Raw genomic sequence first — 18,485 nt, forward strand, 5'->3', positions numbered from 1 at the left:
TTATCAATTTACAATTCATGATGCACAATCCATAATTGCTTGGGTATAACTCTCTTGGGATCTCTTTTGTTGGGTCTTAGAGTTTGTAAACAGATAATATGTCCTTATTTTTTCTTCTCTCGTGGTTGTACTAGGTATATTATAAAAAACAGATCTCCGACTCAAGATTTACAAATATCACGTAAGTCAAGCCTTTTCTCTATGGATATGTTTTTCAGCCTCCCAAGTATATTTAATTCGTTTGCCTAATTAAAAAAATTGGAAAGACAAGCCCCAATTTATAAAAACATGTGATACCTATCGAACCTTGAATTGGGGGGGCTTCTTCCCAAATATGTTATAGGCCAGACAATTTGTGTAGCGTAGCCAAACATCATTTCTTATCTATATAGTCTAAGGCTAACTTTTTTAAAGTATCCTTCTCATTTAACTCGGGTTTATCCATTACTCTATCTAATAAGTATTCCAATACTTGACCAATTATGGGACCTTGTTTAAAACCTAGATCTAACAAATCCCTGCCATTTATGGCCAACTGCCTTATTTCATAGGCTTCTTCTTTTTCAAGTATTTCTTCTATCCTTTTCCTTCTTTCTACTATATGGTCGATGGTGGCCTTTTCATTTGAGCATTTAATATCAGCAATTTGTAGGTCTATTAAGTCAAATATTTCTTTTTCTCCCATCCTTCTAATTAATCTTTTTAATCCCTTTTCCTTAAAATCTGCATGGTGATTCATATGCTCTTTAACTAAAAGGTAAACCTTATCCCTTAAATCATTGGAGGCTTTAAATCTCTCCAATACCATTTTGGATGTTTGGGCTCCTATTTGGTCATGACCATAAAAATGGCCTATTCCTCTTTCATCTATAGTTAATGAGCTGGGTTTACCAATATCATGGAATAAAGCAGCCAATCTGGTTTGAATTATAGGAGGGGTATTATCTAATACGCATAATATATGGTTATATACGTCCATATTGTGGTTAGGATTTCTTTGATCAAATCCTATGGTTGGAATTAATTCTGGTAATACCATTTCCAATATCCCCATTTCCTCCATCATCCTAATTCCATTAGATGGCTTCTTAGATAAAAGGATTTTAAAGAATTCATCTGAAATCCTTTCCATGCTCACATTTGAAATTTTACTACTGCATTTTCTTCCTGCATAAAAGGTAGGCTTATCTATAGTAAATTTAAGCTCTGTAGCAAATCTAATGGCTCTTAATATCCTAAGGTAGTCTTCACTAAACCTTTTCTCTGGGTTCCCTACGGTTCTAATTATTCTATTTTTAAGGTCTTCCCTACCTCCATAAGGATCAATAATTCCCACTTTCTTATTATATGCCATCGCATTAATTGTAAAATCCCTGCGGCTTAAATCATCTTCTACTTTTCTGGAAAAAGTCACCCACTCGGGTCTTCTTCCATCCAGATAATTACCCTCTTGTCTAAAAGTGGTTATTTCTACATTACCTTCCTCCTGACATACTATAATGGTCCCAAATTCTTTTCCTACACTAATGGTTTTAAAATCAGAAAATATGTCTTCTAATTCAAAGGGCTTGGCATCTGTAGTAATATCGTAATCCTTAGGATTTTTCCCCAGAAGCATATCCCTAATACTTCCACCAACTACATAAGCCTGATATCCTTCTTTCTCCAACTTTTCAAGTATTTTCTCCACATAATCTGGAATATTAAACTGCATTATATCACCTCAAGAATCAGTTCCTATTTACCAGTATATCATAGTAGAGATATTAAGAATTATTCTATTCCAAAAAAATATAGGGCTCTGGATTTAAATCCAAAGCCCTATACTTATTCACCATATTTTTTCAGCAATATGGAAGCATTATGTCCCCCAAATCCTAAAGAATTGGACAGGGCATATATTACCTCCTTTTTTGCTGGAACATTTGGAGTATAGTTCAAATCGCATTCTTCATCTGGAATTTCATAGTTAATAGTTGGAGGTATTATACCTTTCTTAATAGTCAATATAGTAGCTATAGCCTCTATACCACCAGCAGCTCCTAAAAGGTGACCCGTCATAGATTTGATTGAACTTATAGCTATATTATAAGCATGTTCTTTAAACAGCCTTTTTATTGCTAAAGTTTCCAATTTATCGTTATAATAAGTACTGGTGCCATGGGCATTTATATAATCTATATCAGTGTAGTTAACTTTACCTTCCTTTAGAGCCAATTCCATGGCCTTCGTTGCTCCTTCCGCTTCAGGGTCTGGGGCTGTAATATGATAGGCATCTGAAGTTGCACCATAACCTATTATCTCTCCGTATATTACTGCATTCCTTTTCAATGCATGGTCTAATTCTTCAAGTATTAAAATTCCAGCACCTTCACCCATCACGAAACCATCCCTTTCCTTATCAAAAGGTCTACTTGCTTTAGTAGGTTCTTCATTTCTTGTGGATAAGGCCTTCATGGAACTAAAACCTGCTAATGAAATTGGCGTTATGGCACTTTCACTGCCTCCCGTTATAACCAAATCACATGTGCCCCTTTGAACCATTCTATAGGCTTCGCCAATAGCATGGGTACTAGAAGCACAGGCAGTGGTAATGGTTAAACTAGGTCCTTTTAGCCCATAAAGGATAGATATATATCCAGGAGCCATATTGGATATCATCATAGGAATAAAATGAGGACTAATCCTATCAGGCCCTTTTTCCAGTAGTTTTTCATGCTCTTTTTCTAAAGTTGTCATACCTCCTATACCAGAGCCTAATACTGCCCCAATTTTATCTTTATCCAATTTATCTAAATCTATTTCTCCATCTTCTAAGGCCAAAGCTGTAGCTGCAATAGCATATTGGGTAAAACGATCCATCCTCTTGGCTGTTTTTCTATCCATAAAATCTGCTGGATTAAAGTCCTTCACCTCTGCGCCAATCCTTGTGCCAAATTTACTTGGATCGAACCGGGTTATATATCCAACTCCAGAGTTCCCTTTTAAAAGGGAACTCCAGAATTCGTCCTTGCCAATACCTATAGGGGTAACTGCTCCTAATCCAGTGACTACTACTCTTTTCAATTGTAGGCCTCCTTATTTAACTTATCTTATTCTCGATGTATTTTACTATATCTCCTATATTTTTAAACTTTTCAGCATCTTCATCAGGTATTTCAATATCGAATTCATCTTCCAAGGCCATCATCACTTCCACTGCATCTAATGAGTCAGCATCTAAATCATTCATTATTGAAGTTTCCATTGTAATGCTTTCTAAATCATCTATTTCTAAAACATCACCAATTATATTTTTAACCTTTTCAAAAATTGCCATCTTTCATCCTCCTTTTTTACATTACCATTCCACCATCTATATTGATTACTTGACCTGTTATATAATCTGCCTTTTCACTAGCTAAAAATACTACAATGTTGGCTACATCTTCAGGTTTCCCTATTCTCCTCATTGGAATACTTTTAACTAGTGAATCCTTAATATCTTCCTTTAAGAGTTCTGTCATATCAGTTTCTATAAACCCAGGTGCTACTGCATTAACGTTTATGCCTCTGCTAGCTAATTCCTTTGCAATAGCTTTAGTAAAACCTATAACACCTGCTTTCGATGCACTATAATTACCTTGACCAATGTTTCCTGTAACTCCCACTATGGAAGCTATGTTTATTATCTTTCCATATCTTTTCTTCATCATTCCCCTAGCAACTAATTTAGTGCAAATATAAGTCCCCTTTAAATTCGTATTGATTACATCATCCCATTCTTCCGCCCCCATGCGGATTAACAGATTATCCTTAGTTATTCCTGCATTATTTACTAGTATATCTATGGAACCCATTTCTGCTTCAATTGCTTTAACCATATTTTGTACATCTGTTTCTTTGGAAATATCAGCTTTTATACTCATTCCCTTAACTCCATTCTTCTCTATCTCCTTTACCACCTCCTTAGCCTTTTCTTCATTATTTAAATAGCTAATAGCTATATTAGCACCATACTTTGAAAGCTCTAAGGCAATAGCTTTGCCTATTCCTCGAGAGCCCCCTGTAACTAAAGCAACTTTATTAGATAAATTCAATTTGCCATCTCCTTTCCCAAAGAATCAACGGTCTTTTTAAGAGTTTCTACGCTATTCACATTATAGGTTTCAACGCTTTTGTTCATGAATTTTCCTATTCGCTTTACAAAACCAGTCAATGCTTTACCTGGCCCTATTTCTATAAATGTATTAACGCCATTTTCAATCATAAATTCTATACTATCCTGCCAGAGCACAGAACTGCTTACCTGTTCAGCTAATTTCTCTTTTATTTCCTCTTTAGAGTTAACGGGTTTTCCGTCCACATTGGATACTAGATTTTTCTTCAAATCGAACAGGGGTATTCTATCCAGTTCCTCCTTCAATCTTTCAGCAGCAGGTTTCAACAAGCTAGTATGAAAAGGTGCACTTACCAGTAGGGGGACGGTCTTTTTAGCTCCAAGATTTAAAGCCTCTTTACAAGCCAATTCGACCCCTTTCTTTTCACCAGATATGACTATTTGCTCTGGAGAATTATAATTTGCTACCTCTACTATACCATGTTCTTTCACCCTATCTAATACCAACATGACCTTTTCTCGGCTTAATCCCAATATGGCAGCCATTCCTCCTACCCCTTCTGGCACAGCTTCCTGCATAAGTTTACCTCTAATTTTTACAAGCCATAGGGCATCTTCAAAGCTAATACCTTCAGATTTCACCAAAGCAGTATACTCACCTAGACTTAAGCCTGCCGTATATTCACAATCTATCCCTTGCATTTCCAAAGCCTTCAACATGGCAATACTTGTAGTAAGAATGGCCGGTTGAGTATTTTCCGTCCTTATCAATTCTTCTTCTCTGCCTTCAAAACAGATTCTCTTTAAATCCATGTTTAAACAGTCATTAGCTTCTTCAAATACCCGTCTAGATTCAGGAAAAACCTGATAAAAATCTGCTCCCATTCCAACGTACTGGGAACCTTGACCTGGAAATATAAAAGCGATTTTTCTCATTGCTCCCAACCTCCTCTATAGGAGGCTAACATATCTAAGTACTTCCCAGCTTCATTTATTATATCCTCAATTATTTCTTTGCAGGGCTTTATCTCCTTTATAAGACCTGAAATCTGACCAGCCATAACGGAACCATTTACAACCTCTCCCTCTTTTACTGCCATTTTAAGTCTGCCTACTGTAAAAGCTTCAAGTTCCTGAATTGTTGCACCCTTTTTCTCCATTTCAAAATACTCTTTGGTAAAACTATTCTTCAATGTTCTAGCTGGGTATCCAGTATTTCTTCCAGTTACTACTGTTGACCTATCCTTAGCTTTTAAGATCATCTCCTTAAAATTATCATGAGCCACACATTCAGTGGAACAAACGAATCTCGTTCCTAGCTGTACTCCCTCGGCTCCTAAAGATAAGGCCGCTAAAAAACCACGACCATCGGCAATACCTCCAGCAGCTATAACTGGAATTTTTACCTCATCTACTACTTGAGGAATTAATACCATAGTAGTTAATTCTCCAATATGACCACCAGCTTCTGTTCCTTCTACAATCAAGGCATCCGCCCCTTGCTTTTCCAATCTCCTTGCTAAAGACATAGTAGGTACTACAGGTATTACTTTTATATCAAATTCTTTAAATTCCTTAATGAATTTGGATGGGTTTCCTGCACCTGTAGTCACCACAGGAACCCTTTCTTCACAGATTATACCTACTATATCCTCAGCATAGGGCGACATTAACATTATATTGACTCCAAAAGGTTTCTTTGTAAGTTTTTTAGCTTTTCGAATTTCATCCCTTACTACATCTGGTGGTAAATTACCTGCAGCAATAACTCCCAATCCACCTCCTTCAGATACTGCTACCGCCAGCTCATGTGTAGCGACCCATGCCATGCCACCTTGAATAATTGGATATTTAATATCTAGGAGTTTACATACCCTTGTACTAAACATAATCACCCCTCCTATTTGATCCATTTCAATATAGTTGATCCCCAAGACAAGCCAGCACCAAAAGCTACCAATAATATTATATCTCCTCTTTTAAGCAAGCCATCCCTATAAGCTTCATTTAAAGCTACTGGTATGGAGGCTGCAGACATATTTCCATATCTGTCTAAATTAATATAGATCTTATCATCATCTAACTTAAGTTTATTTTTTGCCGATTGGATTATCCTTATATTGGCTTGATGGGGAATTAGATAGTCTATATCCTCTAAAGATAGATTAGCACTCTTAAGAACTGCTTCTGAGGATTTTTCTATTATTCTGACTGCAAATTTGAACACTTCCCTGCCATCCATTTTAATGGTGTGAAGTTTGTTCGACACGGTATCAAAACTTGCAGGTAATCGAGAACCACCTGCTGGTTGTGAAAGCAAATGTCCTCCTTCTCCATCCGATCCTAAGTCGAAGGAAAGAAATCCAAAGCCTTTTTCACATTTTTCCAATATACAAGCTCCTGCCCCATCGCCAAAAAGTACACAGGTGTTTCTGTCTTCCCAATTTACAATTTTAGATAATGTTTCTCCTCCAATTACCAATACTTTTTTACACGTTCCAGCTCTTACCATGTTATATCCTATGGATAGTCCATATATGAATCCAGAACAGCCTACGGATATATCAAAAGCTGCTGCATTTGTAGCCTGAATGTTTTTCTGTACTATGGAAGCTGTTGCTGGGAAAAACATATCGGGAGTGGCTGTTGCTACTATTATTAGGTCAATTTCTTTAGGATCAACTTTTCCATCAATTAATGCTTCTCTAGCAGCAATAGTGGCAATGTCAGATGTAGAAACATTTTTTTCTACAATTCTGCGTTCCCTTATGCCAGTCCTTGTTACGATCCACTCATCTGATGTATCCACCATTTGGCTTAGGTCAAAATTAGTTAACACTTTTTCTGGTACAAAGCTGCCTATTCCAGTTATTCCTACTGAGTACAAATTATTCAATTGTTTCACCTCCAAAAAATTATTAGGATGACTTTTATCAACTCCCTTCCTTGAAAATATAAGTAGTTGCTAGAAAATTCAAGTTTTTGTATTATATTAATAGGAATGACAAAAACTTTAAAAACAAGTATATATTAATTTCACTTGATGGTCAATAATCATTTTGGCACGTAAAACTATAATAAGAGGTGGTATAATGAATAATATGTTAGAAATTCAAGATATAATAGAGATTATTCCACATAGATACCCTTTTTTGCTTGTTGACAAGGTTGAAATCATTAGAGAAGGTGAAAAAGGGATAGGTTATAAAAATGTAACTATAAACGAACCCTTTTTCCAAGGTCATTTTCCAAAGAAACCTATAATGCCTGGAGTTTTAATAATAGAAGCATTAGCCCAAGTAGGTGCAGTCGTTTTATTATCGAAAGATGAATATAGAGGAAGAACACCCTATTTTGCAGGAATAAATAAAGTCCGTTTTAAAAGGAGAGTAGTTCCTGGAGATATACTAAAAATGGAGGTTGAAATACTTAAAGTAAGATCCTCCATTGGTATAGGAAAAGGAGTGGCCTTAGTAGGAAATGAGATTGCTTTAGAAGGGGAATTCCTGTTTGCCATAGAATAAAAACTAAGTTGCCTATTAACCATTAATAGGCAACTTGTTCCCATTTGATAATTCTATACTCTTTATATATTTAAGCTGTATAAGGACATTATAAAATTCATCAAAACTTAACTCATTATACAGCTTATTTTTAAAATAGTATTTCCCAGAATCACTACATAGTTTTAGAAAATCCTTGAAAAATCTATTTAAGGTCTCCTTTTCTTCATCTCCCATTAATGAATTTAAGCTGTCAGATTCTATTAGATCATGTATTACTTTTAATATTTTTTGATCAATATCCTCTTTTTCTATTTTTGAGTACCTTATTTCATCACATATATCTATTATTATGCTCAAACCTTTCGTTAAAGAAATACCTTTTAGGTAATCTAAAGCCATCTCGATACAATTATCTATCTTCCTATCTTGCTCCCCCATTTTAAACACCCCTGTTTGAATAGTTCAACCAAATTTAGACCATGTTCAAATATAAATACTAAGAGCTTTCCATAATTTAGAATATTCTTGTCAACATATATAGAATATTTCCCAGGAAATTTACTACTCAGCAAAAATTAGAAACTATTATAGTGGTATTTCAAGTTTATTGTCTATTATGGTAGAAAAATATAGGCAAAAAGTCCCAACTTATTGACTATATAGTACTATATGGAAACAAACATTTCAAGTAAAATTTTCCCTTTTCTTAATAAAAAACATCTTAAACCAAATATCCTGATATTTGGTTTAAGATGTTCAAATCCATAAATTATTTTGTATTTTTATGAAGCCGCTTCTTCTTCTACTCTCATTATTTTACCCGTTTCTGCAAATTCATGAATTTCCTTTACAGACAAGCCCTTAAGCCCTAGTCTTTCCACAGTTCTTCCTCCCTTGAAAAAGTCTTTACCAGTTATCAATCCCGCTATTTTGATTATGGAATCTATGGCTGGAGTTTCAATATTAAATTCCTTTGCTATAGATGACATTGGAATTAAGCTGTAAGGAACATCTTCATATATATACCTAATATTTAGACCTTTGGGTGCTTGCAGCCCTTTATATGCGGGGTTATTTTGTACTGCTTCGTATAGATTGCTCCCCTTGGCTCCATAAGTTTCTTCAAGCCATTCCCTAGCGGATAAAGTATTTACATTAAGTAATAATCCTATTTTCATCCTTTCAGCATCCATCTTTTCTAGGAAATTCCCTATGGAAGGAGTAATACCCTCTGTATAATAGTCAAATGCAGCTCCCCTTTCAATGTGTCCACTGTTTAGAAGAGTTGGAGCAGGATGGAAAATAGCCCCATAATTATTAATACTAGTTTCGATTACATCCTTAGCTGGTGTAAATTGAGGATATGCATCTTTTAGAATTTCTATAACATATTGTGTTTTTATCGCTGGAATTGCTGCTAATGTAACTTCCTTTTTACTTTTAAATATATGAGCACTGGTTAAGGATGTTTTTCTACAAGCGTAAATAAAGGTTTGAGCTTCAGCCACAATAATATCTTTATTAAATCCACATCTTCTAATGGTTGAATAAACTTCCAAAGCCCCTCCTGTTCTACCAGGATTTAGTACTATTATCTGGCCTTCTTTTAAATGAGGTGCCATTTCCTTAGCTAGATCATAATGCCCCATAGCTGGTATAGTTACCATTATTATATCTGCACCTTCAATAGCTTCTTCTATTTGATTCGTGGCCATATTTAATTTCCCTTCGCCTTCAACTTCACCAGTAAGGCCTATTAATGGGCTATCTATCAAAGGTAGTATATTTTCTAAAGTTCTATTATAAAGATTCACCTTATAACCCAGTAAACTTAAATATCCTGCCATTGCAATTCCGCCATTACCTGCACCTATTACGGCATAAACCAAATCTCTTTTCATATTATTACCTCCTATCCCACTATTTCCCTATTTGTTTTGAAGTAAAATAAAAGACTATAGAGGGCTCCCCATAGTCTGTATATGGCAATAAATATCTATCCCCCCTCCACGCTTACGAGGTTAGCTGACGGGTTCGGGCTAAGGGTTTTGCCCGTCCTAAAAAGGATTCACCCCAAAAATTGGTTCCCCCGCTTCTTTTACAAGAATTCAGCGATTTATTTATATTAAATTATTAATAGTAAAAATGGAATAATAACTAATAATATCAATTACCTAGAGATAAATGACTTAAGAAAATTTATTTAATATTATATTATAGTTAATGTGATAATATTCAAAGAATGTAGGATCTATATAAAAGAATTTTTGTCAGTTTAAACGTAAAGAGAATAGACTTAATAGAAAGTTATTCAAAAGTTAATAGCATATTTATACAAGAATTAGTATATCATATTTTTTAGTGAAATGCAAATTTTTTTTAAAAAATTAATGAAAAAATTAAAACCGATTCTTCACTAGAAGAATCGGTTACGCCATCACCTTCATCTGTTTCCTTGCAACTTGAGCTCCTCTTTCTAGAGCTTCCTTATTTATAGGAATTAAATGGGCTCTATTTTCACCAAATACCTTTGTGAACCCTTCAAGAACAGATTTAATATCAACAATCTTAGAAACTTCTAAATAGGCTCCTAACATTACCATATTGGCCACTCTCATATTGCCTAATTCATCTGCTATTTCATTAGCAGGAATATAATACGCCTCTATATCATCCCTATTGGATTTTTGCTCTATTAAAGAAGAGTTAATAAATAGCTTTCCATCCTTATTAACACCAGATTCAAATTTATCTAAAGATGGCTTATTCATAACAATAGCCGTTGTAGAGTTTACTACTACTGGTGAGCCTACTGGCTCAGTAGAAATTATAACACTACAATTGGCTGTACCTCCGCGCATTTCAGGACCATAGGAAGGTAACCATGATACGTGTTTTCCTTCTATCATGCCAGCATAGGTTAAAAGCTGTCCCATGGCCATTACTCCTTGCCCTCCAAATCCTGCAATTATCAATCTTTCTTCCATTTATTCCACCTCCTCAGGCCTTTTAAAGTTTCCTAGAGGATAATAGGGTATCATGTTATTTTCCAACCATCTTAAAGCTTCCTCAGGAGTATATCCCCAGTTGGTTGGGCATGTGGACAATACCTCTACAATCCCAAATCCCTTTCCTTCTATTTGGACCTTAAAGCATTCCATTATGGCTTTCTTAGCTTTCCTAACATGGGCAGGAGTGGTAACTGTAACCCTTTCTACAAACTTAGCTCCATCTATAGTAGCAAGTAACTCCGACATCCTTATTGGCTTTCCGCAATGGGCTTCATCTCTACCATACGGAGCAGTAGTGGCTTTTTGTCCAACTAAAGTAGTAGGTGCCATTTGTCCTCCTGTCATCCCATAGATAGCATTATTGACGAATATAGTCGATATTTTCTCACCTCTATGGGCTGCATGGACTATTTCCGCTGTTCCTATGGAGGCTAAATCTCCGTCCCCTTGATAAGTAAAAACAAAGTTTTCAGGTCTAGCCCTTTTTATTCCCGTTGCCACAGCTGGAGCCCTACCATGAGCAGCTTCGTGCATATCACAATTAAAATATTTATATGCAAGTACTGAACATCCTACTGGAGCTACTCCAATAGCAATGTCTAATACTCCTAAATCTTCCAAGGCTTCTCCTACTAATCTGTGGATAATACCATGGGTACACCCAGGACAGTAATGGGTTGGAACATCGGTTAGGCCTCTGGTTTTTTTAAACACTACTGTCATTATTTTTCACCTCCATAGATTTCCTTCACCTTCTCGATTATCTCATCAGGAGTTGGCACCATTCCCCCAGTTCTGCCATGGAAATATACTGGACATCTCCCATTAACGGCTATCTTTACATCATCTATCATCTGTCCCGTATTCATTTCCACTGTCAAAATTCCTTTACAATTAGGATTGATTTTATCAAATTCATCATAAGGATAAGGCCATAAGGTAATAGGTCTAATAAGTCCTACTTTATATCCTTCCTTTTCTAATTGTGAAATGGCAGTTTTTACAATTCTAGATGTAGTTCCATATGCAGCTATGACTACATCTGCATCTTCTGTATTATAGGATTCAACCTTCACTTCGTTTTCCATTATCTTCTTATATTTAACTTGTAACTTAATATTATGCTCTTCTAATTCTTCTGGTGCCAAATATAAGGAGTTTATGATATTAGGTTTTCTTTTTCCTCCAGTACCAGTGGTAGCCCAATCCTTTTCTGGAAGCTCTCTTCTTTTTGGTTCTTTAAACTCTACCGGTTCCATCATCTGTCCTATCATTCCATCTCCTAATATCATAACTGGATTTCTATATTGATCTGCTATATCAAAACCCTCTATTATTAAATCTACTAATTCTTGCACATTAGATGGAGCTAATACTACAAGTCTATAATCTCCATTACCTCCACCTCGGGTTGCTTGGAAATAGTCGGTTTGAGATGGTTGAATACTTCCAAGACCCGGTCCACCTCTCATTATATTAACTATTAAACAAGGTAGCTCTGCTCCTGCAATATAGGAAATACCTTCCTGTTTTAATGAAATACCTGGACTTGACGAGGAAGTCATAACCCTTACTCCTGCTCCGGCAGCACCATATACCATGTTTATTGCTGCTATTTCTGATTCTGCTTGTAAGAAAACCCCATCAACCTTAGGTAGTTCTCTGGCCATATACTCTGGTAATTCGCTTTGAGGCGTTATAGGATAGCCGAAAAAATACTTACAACCCGCCTTAATTGCTGCTGCACCTATAGCCTCATTCCCTTTCATGAGAACTTTAGCCATCAATAACCCTCCTTCATAATTTAATTGCTTAACCTCTCAACTGTTATTACTAAATCTGGACACATCATTGCACAACTAGCACAGGCTATGCATTTATCCATATCGGATATGGTAGCTGGATGATACCCTTTTGCATTTATCTTATCATTATCTAGATAAATAATCTTTGTAGGGCACACTGAAACGCATAATCCGCATCCTTTGCAAAGGTCTTCCTGGAATGTTACTCTTCCTTTTACTTTGGCCATCATAAAACCCCCTTACCTATTTATTATTAGACCATCCACTCTTCCCTCATATATAAAGTCATCGGGAAAATTTCTCCTTCTAAATCCTTTGGCAATTCCTTTGCTACGCTTTCGATAGCAGATATATATTTAATAGGTAGATTAGCTTCTTGCGATAATTTCTCTGCCAATTCTTGTCCTCTTAATACATCTTCTATTGTAGTGCTTTTCAACATATGGGTATTATTTATTATGCCCGTTACTTTTACTCTAGCTGCGTCTTCAATTTTTCTTAAGTATTCAATAGCTTTTTCTACAGTTTGGGTTTCAGGTCTATTGGCGTTTAATACAAAAAACATATCGTATTCTTCTGGTATAAAATACTGATAGTACATACCTAGCACCCTAGCTCCTACTGGATCTCCTCCTACATCTATAATCCCCTCATAGGATTTATCCTGCAAAGGCATCAATACTTCAGAAGAGATAGCCGGTATATCAACGGCCGCACCCTTTACAGAACTTCCAATAACCCTTATGCCCATCTCTTCTAAAATATTCGACTTTTCTCTGCTTCTAAAATAGAGGTTTACAATATCTAGATCCACTAAAGCCACCTTTTTCCCCATTTTGGCTAATTTCACAGCGTAATTGACGCTAAACTCAGTCTTGCCACTGCCATAATGCCCAATAACAATCCTTAATCTTTTATCTTTAAGCATTTTTCTCACCTAATTCTAAATATATTCTTTTGCTACCTCTTCACCTCTTAAAACCCTAAGTCCACCTTCTGCCAAGGCAGTTAGCTCATCTTCTCCAGGATAGATAAACACCTTAGATATAAAGCTAACCCTTTCTTCTATCCAACCAGTAAACATCTTGTCGTGGGCTATTCCGCCAGTAAGTAAAATACCATCAACTTTTCCCTTCAATACTGCAGCACAAGAACCTATTTCCTTGGCTATCTGATAGGCCATGGCATAATAAATGGATTTAGCATAATCATCTCCTGCTTTAATCCTTTCGCAGACTTCCATAGCATTATTTGTATTCAAATAGGAGACCATTCCACCCTTGCCTACTATCATGCTCCTCATATCTTCATAGGTGTATTTGCCAGAATAACATAGTTTTATTAGATCTCCAACTGGAAGCCCTCCTGACCTCTCTGGGGAAAAAGGTCCCTCTCCATCTAAAGCATTAGCTACATCTATAACCCTTCCTCTTTCGTGGGCTCCTACAGAAACCCCTCCTCCCAAATGGGCAATAATTAAATTCATATCTTCATAAGCCTTACCTTGAAGCTTGGCATGTCTTCTAGCAACTGCTTTTTGGTTCAAGGCGTGGAATATGCTTTTTCTTTCTATTTCTTTTAAACCTGAAATCCTGGCTATATCCTGTAATTCATCTACCACAACAGGATCTACTATAAAAGCTTCAACGTCAATCATTTTGCCAATCTCATAGGCTATAATTCCCCCTAGATTAGAAGCATGTTCTCCATAAGTTCTACTCCTTAAATCCTCTAACATCTTCTCATTAACCTTATAGGTACCACCAGGGATTGGTTTTAGAAGTCCTCCTCTCCCAACAACTGCAGATAAGGATTCCAAAAGAATTTGATTCTCTTCTAAGGTCTTTAAAATGATATCCTTCCTAAATGCAATCTGGTCTGTTATATTTTCATACTTAGATAGTTCTTCTACCGAATGTCTCAAAGTTTTTTCTAATACTATGTCCTCATCGTAAAATACTGCAATTTTTGTGGAAGTTGAACCTGGATTAATGATTAGTAATCTATGTTTTGCTGACATTAATATCCTCCTCTATTTCGAAGTTAACATTATTCCTAATATTATAGAGTTTAATTTTGCTTCTTGGTTGTCTGCTCTTGAAGTCAAGACTATAGGAGCCTCAGCACCTAAGATAATACCTGCACTTTTAGCTCCTGCTAAAAAAGTCAATGATTTATATAATACGTTACCAGCATCTATATCGGGTACTAATAATATATCTGCATCACCTGCTACCGTCGATTCAATCCCTTTATGTGCTGCAGCCTCTTTAGAAATGGCGTTATCCAAAGCAAAAGGTCCTTCTACTATACAGCCTTTAACTATCCCCTCTCTATTCATATCAGCTAATTCCTTTGCATGAACTGTGGCCTCCATTTTTGTGGAAACCTTTTCCTTGGCAGCAATCACAGCTACTTTTGGATTGGCTATACCTAAGGAATGAGCTAATTCAACTGCGTTTTCTATTATTTCCCTCTTTTGATCCAAATCGGGACTTATATTCATAGCTGCATCGGTTACAATAAATATTTTATGGTATGTATTAACATGGAAAACCGCTGCATGGCTGATTATTTTTCCTGCTCTTAACCCTATTTCCTTGTCTAATACCTGTTTCATGATAATTGATGTGTCAATTAACCCTTTCATAAGTATATCAGCTTTGTTGCTGCTTACTAACCTTGTAGCCTCTTTTGCTGCTAAAATACCATCTTTTTCATCAATTACCTCAGCCTTAGAGAGGTCCAAACTTATTTCATCGCTAATTTCAACTATTTTTTCCTTATTTCCTACCAGTATTGGTTCTACTATATTTAAGTCCATTGCTGCTTTTACAGCTTCTAATACGGGTTTGTCCTCAGCAACTGCAACAGATAATCGCTTCTTGCATTTTTCTTTAGCTAAAACTTTTAAATCTTCAAAGGATTTAATCATTATCTTATCACCTCATTTTCATATATTTTAGGCTTTTCTTCACCATTAATTACCCTTAATACTCCTTTATTTAAAGCACCCATTTCATCCTCTCCAGGATATACTATTACAGGTCCTATAAAGGATACCATTTCTGTTAATCTTTCAACTAAATATTTTGAGCAAGCAAGACCTCCAGTAAGAATTATATTATCCACTTCCCCCTTGAGCACTGCAGAAGCAGCCCCTATTTCTTTCCCAATTTGATATATCATTGCATCGAATATTAGTTTAGCATATTCATCTCCGGATTCAATCCTTTTTTCCACTTCTCTTGCATCAATAGTGTCTAGATATGACATCAATCCACCTTTACCTTTTATCTTCTTCTTCATATCCTCATAGGTATAATTCCCAGAGTAGCACATTTTTACCAAGTCCCCTACTGGAAGGCTTCCAGTCCTTTCGGGAGAAAAGGGGCCCATTTCACTCGCATTATTTACATCTATCATGCGTCCTCTTCTCACAGGCGCTACAGAAATACCTCCTCCTAAATGGGCAACTATTAAATTTAATTCCTCCAAATTCTTATTTAATTCCTCTGCCCTTCTATGGGAAACAGCTTTAATATTAAGAGCATGGATTAAGGATTTTCTTTCAATTAAATTAAGACCAGATATTCTTGCCACTTCCTCAAATTCATCTACCGATACGGGATCTACTATATAGGAACTTATATTTTCCCTATCGGCTATTCCCCTGGCGAGAATCCCTCCAAGATTAGCCGCATGCTCTCCTCCAACACCTAATCTTAAATCCTCTATCATCTTATCGGTAACAAGGTATGTCCCACCAGGAATTGGCCTTAATAATCCTCCCCTGCCTACTACAGCCTTTAAACTGCAAAGTTTGATATTTTCTTTATCTAACCAATTAAGAATTAGATTTAATCTGTATTCATATTGGTCTAATATACTGTCATATTTTGCTAATTCATCTTCTTTGTGCTGTATCTTGTGAGTTTTTATTTCCACGTCTCCATCATAGATGGCTACCTTGGTAGAAGTAGAACCTGGATTAATAACTAATACATATTTCCTTTCCATTTTTACCTCCTACTCTTTGATTAGCGTTATATTTAGACCCTCCGGAACAAGAGTTACAACTGTAATCCCTTCTTCAACTGAAACATCTACATTAACCCTATGAGTTCCTTCATCAAGATCCTTTAAGTCCATTGTCAAATCTATATCTTCCTTGTTTAGTGAATTAATCTTAGAACTCATTCCTTCAACAGTAACCATAATGGTTTTATTAAAATCATTTTCATCTATAATGAGATTAGAATCTAGGTTTACAATATCAACATCTTCCAAGGTGTAACCAAAGGTCCTAGATATTTTTTCATCTACATTCAAGGTTATGATTACTTTTTCATCCGGCCTTAATAAACTTACTCCTTCTGGTAATTCCAATTCTACTGGAATATTTCTATTATCTATTAAAGCATTAATATCAATAGGTTTAGTTTTAATTAAATTAACCTTGGCTAGATCTTCTTTTCTACCTTTAATTTCTATAGTGCTTGGATTTATATTTATCTCCACTATTTCATAATTATCTGGCAGTTGATTTTCCGTTTGTAGTTCTATTGGTACTTTTTTAACCTGATATACTGGAATGAATACATCGACTACACTTTGCTCCATGGTCACTCCTCTTACATCATTTCCCTCATCGTCCACAATTTTTACTGCAACAGTTGTATTAATATCCTCAGCTTTATTTGAAACATCTACATATGCTATAGCTTTAGCCACCAAATTTACCCATGTTCTAGGACCTTGTATATAGATGGATTCTGGTTTTATTTCAGGAGTGGCAAGAACATATCCCTGAGCCAGCTTTCCTTGAGTTTCAACTACAACTGGGCTACTCTTTCTAATTATCTTATCAAATCTAAATAGTATTTCCTTCGGACTATAATCTACAATTTTAACATCATCTGGAACCTGAACGTATACAGGAACTTTCTGTTCCCCTTCGGAATAACCGCTTAAATCTACTTGAGCTATGATATCCTTTTCAGATACTTTTAATACCTCAGACCTCCTGCCAGAAATGGTTACTCTAATAGTGGCCTTTTGAGGCTCCATTACAACCAAACCTTGTCTTTCTAAGGCAGCTTCATTTATATATTCAACATTCACATTTTTAAATTCATTTTCAAAGGGTGGATTCACTTCACTCATAACATAGCTCCACAAAATGATAGCTATTATTAGAGCAAAGATCTTCAAGGTTAAATCATTATTTTTCTCTTTGCCCATCTTTACGCCTCCATTTTGCAATAAAAGTAGATTTCTGGTCTTTAGGTTTATACATATCCATCAATATTTGCCTTAAAGTTTTAGTATCTAAATATCTAGCTAAACTGCCATTTTCAGCAATGGAAATGGCTCCCGTTTCTTCTGATACAATTATGGAAAGACTATCAGATTTTTCTGAAATGCCAAGAGCCGCTCTATGTCTAGTGCCTAAATCCTTACTAAGAGATGTATTCTCCGTCAAAGGCAAAAAACATCCAGCAGCTTTTATTATGTCCTCTTTTACTATTACAGCACCATCATGAAGGGGAGTGTTTGGAATAAAGATGTTTATAAGAAGGTCACTCGAAACTTTTCCATCGATCCTTGTACCAGTCTCAATTACCTCGCTTAATCCTGTAGTTCTTTCAATAACGATGAGAGCACCAATTTTCTGTCTGGAAAGGGATGCCACAGCTTCTACAATTTCTTCCACCAACTGACTTAAACTTTCGTCCTTTATTTCTATAAAGGATTTAGTAAAGAAATTGCTTCTGCCTATATATTCTAAAGCTCTTCTCAACTCCGGTTGAAAAACTATGATTAAAGCCAGTATTCCAACGGTCATAGTCTTATCCAGTATCCAGTGAACAGTGTAAAGTTGGAGCCAATCACTTACCTTAGTAAAAACGAATAAAGCTATAATTCCTTTAGTTAATTGCTCTGCTCTTGTTTCCCTAATCAACTTGAATAGTTTATAAAAAGCCATAGCAACTATAAAAATATCAACAATATCTTTTAGTCTTAAATTGATGAATAATCCTTTTATAAATTCCAAGGGCTA

General features: G+C 35.7%; 20 protein-coding genes and 1 riboswitch. Of the genes, 1 reads left to right on the forward strand and 19 read right to left on the reverse strand.

From position 1 onward, the window contains the following. Positions 1–373: 373 nt before the first annotated feature. The 7 genes from BLV68_RS05220 to BLV68_RS05250 form a co-directional block, all read right to left on the reverse strand. Positions 374–1,714 carry a CCA tRNA nucleotidyltransferase gene (locus BLV68_RS05220; protein WP_093751535.1) on the reverse strand — a complete coding sequence of 447 codons (1,341 nt, stop codon included), beginning with the start codon at positions 1,712–1,714 and terminating at the stop codon, positions 374–376. Positions 1,715–1,827: 113 nt separating this feature from the next. Next, positions 1,828–3,066, reverse strand: coding sequence for a beta-ketoacyl-ACP synthase II (fabF, locus tag BLV68_RS05225; protein ID WP_093751537.1), 1,239 nt, complete (start codon positions 3,064–3,066; stop codon positions 1,828–1,830). Between the two features lie 16 nt (positions 3,067–3,082). Further along, complete coding sequence (acpP, locus tag BLV68_RS05230) at positions 3,083–3,319, reverse strand: acyl carrier protein (protein ID WP_093751539.1); 237 nt, start codon at positions 3,317–3,319, stop codon at positions 3,083–3,085. Between the two features lie 16 nt (positions 3,320–3,335). Beyond that, a complete protein-coding gene (gene fabG / locus BLV68_RS05235) occupies positions 3,336–4,079 on the reverse strand; it encodes a 3-oxoacyl-[acyl-carrier-protein] reductase (RefSeq protein WP_093751541.1) in 744 nt (247 codons plus the stop codon). Then, complete coding sequence (gene fabD / locus BLV68_RS05240; protein WP_093751543.1) at positions 4,076–5,035, reverse strand: ACP S-malonyltransferase; 960 nt, start codon at positions 5,033–5,035, stop codon at positions 4,076–4,078. The genes fabG and fabD overlap by 4 nt, the downstream gene beginning before the upstream one ends. After that, positions 5,032–5,988 carry an enoyl-[acyl-carrier-protein] reductase FabK gene (fabK, locus tag BLV68_RS05245; RefSeq protein ID WP_093751545.1) on the reverse strand — a complete coding sequence of 319 codons (957 nt, stop codon included), beginning with the start codon at positions 5,986–5,988 and terminating at the stop codon, positions 5,032–5,034. The genes fabD and fabK overlap by 4 nt, the downstream gene beginning before the upstream one ends. An 11-nt stretch (positions 5,989–5,999) precedes the next feature. Next, on the reverse strand, positions 6,000–7,004 hold the full coding sequence (locus BLV68_RS05250) for a beta-ketoacyl-ACP synthase III (protein WP_317921623.1): 1,005 nt from the start codon (positions 7,002–7,004) through the stop codon (positions 6,000–6,002). A gap of 187 nt (positions 7,005–7,191) precedes the next feature. Between BLV68_RS05250 and fabZ the strand changes: the two genes are divergently transcribed. After that, the gene (gene fabZ, locus BLV68_RS05255; RefSeq protein ID WP_200773654.1) at positions 7,192–7,623 is read left to right on the forward strand and encodes a 3-hydroxyacyl-ACP dehydratase FabZ; all 432 of its coding nucleotides are present in this window, start codon (positions 7,192–7,194) and stop codon (positions 7,621–7,623) included. Between the two features lie 15 nt (positions 7,624–7,638). On the opposite strand, the gene BLV68_RS05260 is transcribed toward fabZ, so the two are convergent. The 12 genes from BLV68_RS05260 to cdaA all read right to left on the reverse strand — a co-directional run bounded on the left by BLV68_RS05260 (position 7,639) and on the right by cdaA (position 18,479). After that, positions 7,639–8,043: a hypothetical protein gene (locus BLV68_RS05260; RefSeq protein WP_093751549.1), complete on the reverse strand. Its 405-nt coding sequence runs from the start codon at positions 8,041–8,043 to the stop codon at positions 7,639–7,641. Positions 8,044–8,387: 344 nt separating this feature from the next. Beyond that, a complete protein-coding gene (locus tag BLV68_RS05265; RefSeq protein ID WP_093751551.1) occupies positions 8,388–9,506 on the reverse strand; it encodes an NAD/NADP-dependent octopine/nopaline dehydrogenase family protein in 1,119 nt (372 codons plus the stop codon). Between the two features lie 94 nt (positions 9,507–9,600). Further along, positions 9,601–9,729: riboswitch (cyclic di-AMP (ydaO/yuaA leader) on the reverse strand. Positions 9,730–10,034: 305 nt separating this feature from the next. Next, complete coding sequence (locus BLV68_RS05270) at positions 10,035–10,592, reverse strand: 2-oxoacid:acceptor oxidoreductase family protein (protein WP_093751553.1); 558 nt, start codon at positions 10,590–10,592, stop codon at positions 10,035–10,037. Continuing rightward, positions 10,593–11,339, reverse strand: coding sequence for a thiamine pyrophosphate-dependent enzyme (locus tag BLV68_RS05275; RefSeq protein ID WP_093751555.1), 747 nt, complete (start codon positions 11,337–11,339; stop codon positions 10,593–10,595). After that, positions 11,339–12,400 carry a 3-methyl-2-oxobutanoate dehydrogenase subunit VorB gene (locus BLV68_RS05280; RefSeq protein WP_093751557.1) on the reverse strand — a complete coding sequence of 354 codons (1,062 nt, stop codon included), beginning with the start codon at positions 12,398–12,400 and terminating at the stop codon, positions 11,339–11,341. Before BLV68_RS05280 ends, BLV68_RS05275 begins: the two co-directional genes overlap by 1 nt. A 20-nt stretch (positions 12,401–12,420) precedes the next feature. Beyond that, positions 12,421–12,648, reverse strand: a complete 228-nt coding sequence (locus BLV68_RS05285) for a 4Fe-4S binding protein (protein WP_093751559.1) — start codon at positions 12,646–12,648, stop codon at positions 12,421–12,423. A 26-nt stretch (positions 12,649–12,674) separates the two neighbouring features. After that, positions 12,675–13,349 (reverse strand): nucleotide-binding protein, encoded by a 675-nt coding sequence (locus tag BLV68_RS05290; RefSeq protein WP_093751561.1) that lies wholly within the window; start codon positions 13,347–13,349, stop codon positions 12,675–12,677. 15 nt (positions 13,350–13,364) lie between these two features. Next, positions 13,365–14,441 (reverse strand): butyrate kinase, encoded by a 1,077-nt coding sequence (buk, locus tag BLV68_RS05295; protein ID WP_093751563.1) that lies wholly within the window; start codon positions 14,439–14,441, stop codon positions 13,365–13,367. 12 nt (positions 14,442–14,453) lie between these two features. Then, the gene (locus BLV68_RS05300) at positions 14,454–15,356 is read right to left on the reverse strand and encodes a phosphate butyryltransferase (RefSeq protein ID WP_093751565.1); all 903 of its coding nucleotides are present in this window, start codon (positions 15,354–15,356) and stop codon (positions 14,454–14,456) included. Beyond that, the gene (gene buk / locus BLV68_RS05305) at positions 15,356–16,441 is read right to left on the reverse strand and encodes a butyrate kinase (protein WP_093751567.1); all 1,086 of its coding nucleotides are present in this window, start codon (positions 16,439–16,441) and stop codon (positions 15,356–15,358) included. Before buk (BLV68_RS05305) ends, BLV68_RS05300 begins: the two co-directional genes overlap by 1 nt. 9 nt (positions 16,442–16,450) lie before the next feature. Next, entirely contained in the window at positions 16,451–17,665 is a 1,215-nt protein-coding gene (locus BLV68_RS05310; protein WP_093751569.1) for a CdaR family protein, read from the reverse strand. After that, positions 17,646–18,479, reverse strand: coding sequence for a diadenylate cyclase CdaA (gene cdaA, locus BLV68_RS05315; protein WP_093751571.1), 834 nt, complete (start codon positions 18,477–18,479; stop codon positions 17,646–17,648). The genes BLV68_RS05310 and cdaA overlap by 20 nt, the downstream gene beginning before the upstream one ends. Positions 18,480–18,485: the final 6 nt, after the last annotated feature.

This window comes from Tepidimicrobium xylanilyticum (assembly GCF_900106765.1).
Taxonomy (GTDB): domain Bacteria; phylum Bacillota; class Clostridia; order Tissierellales; family Tepidimicrobiaceae; genus Tepidimicrobium; species Tepidimicrobium xylanilyticum.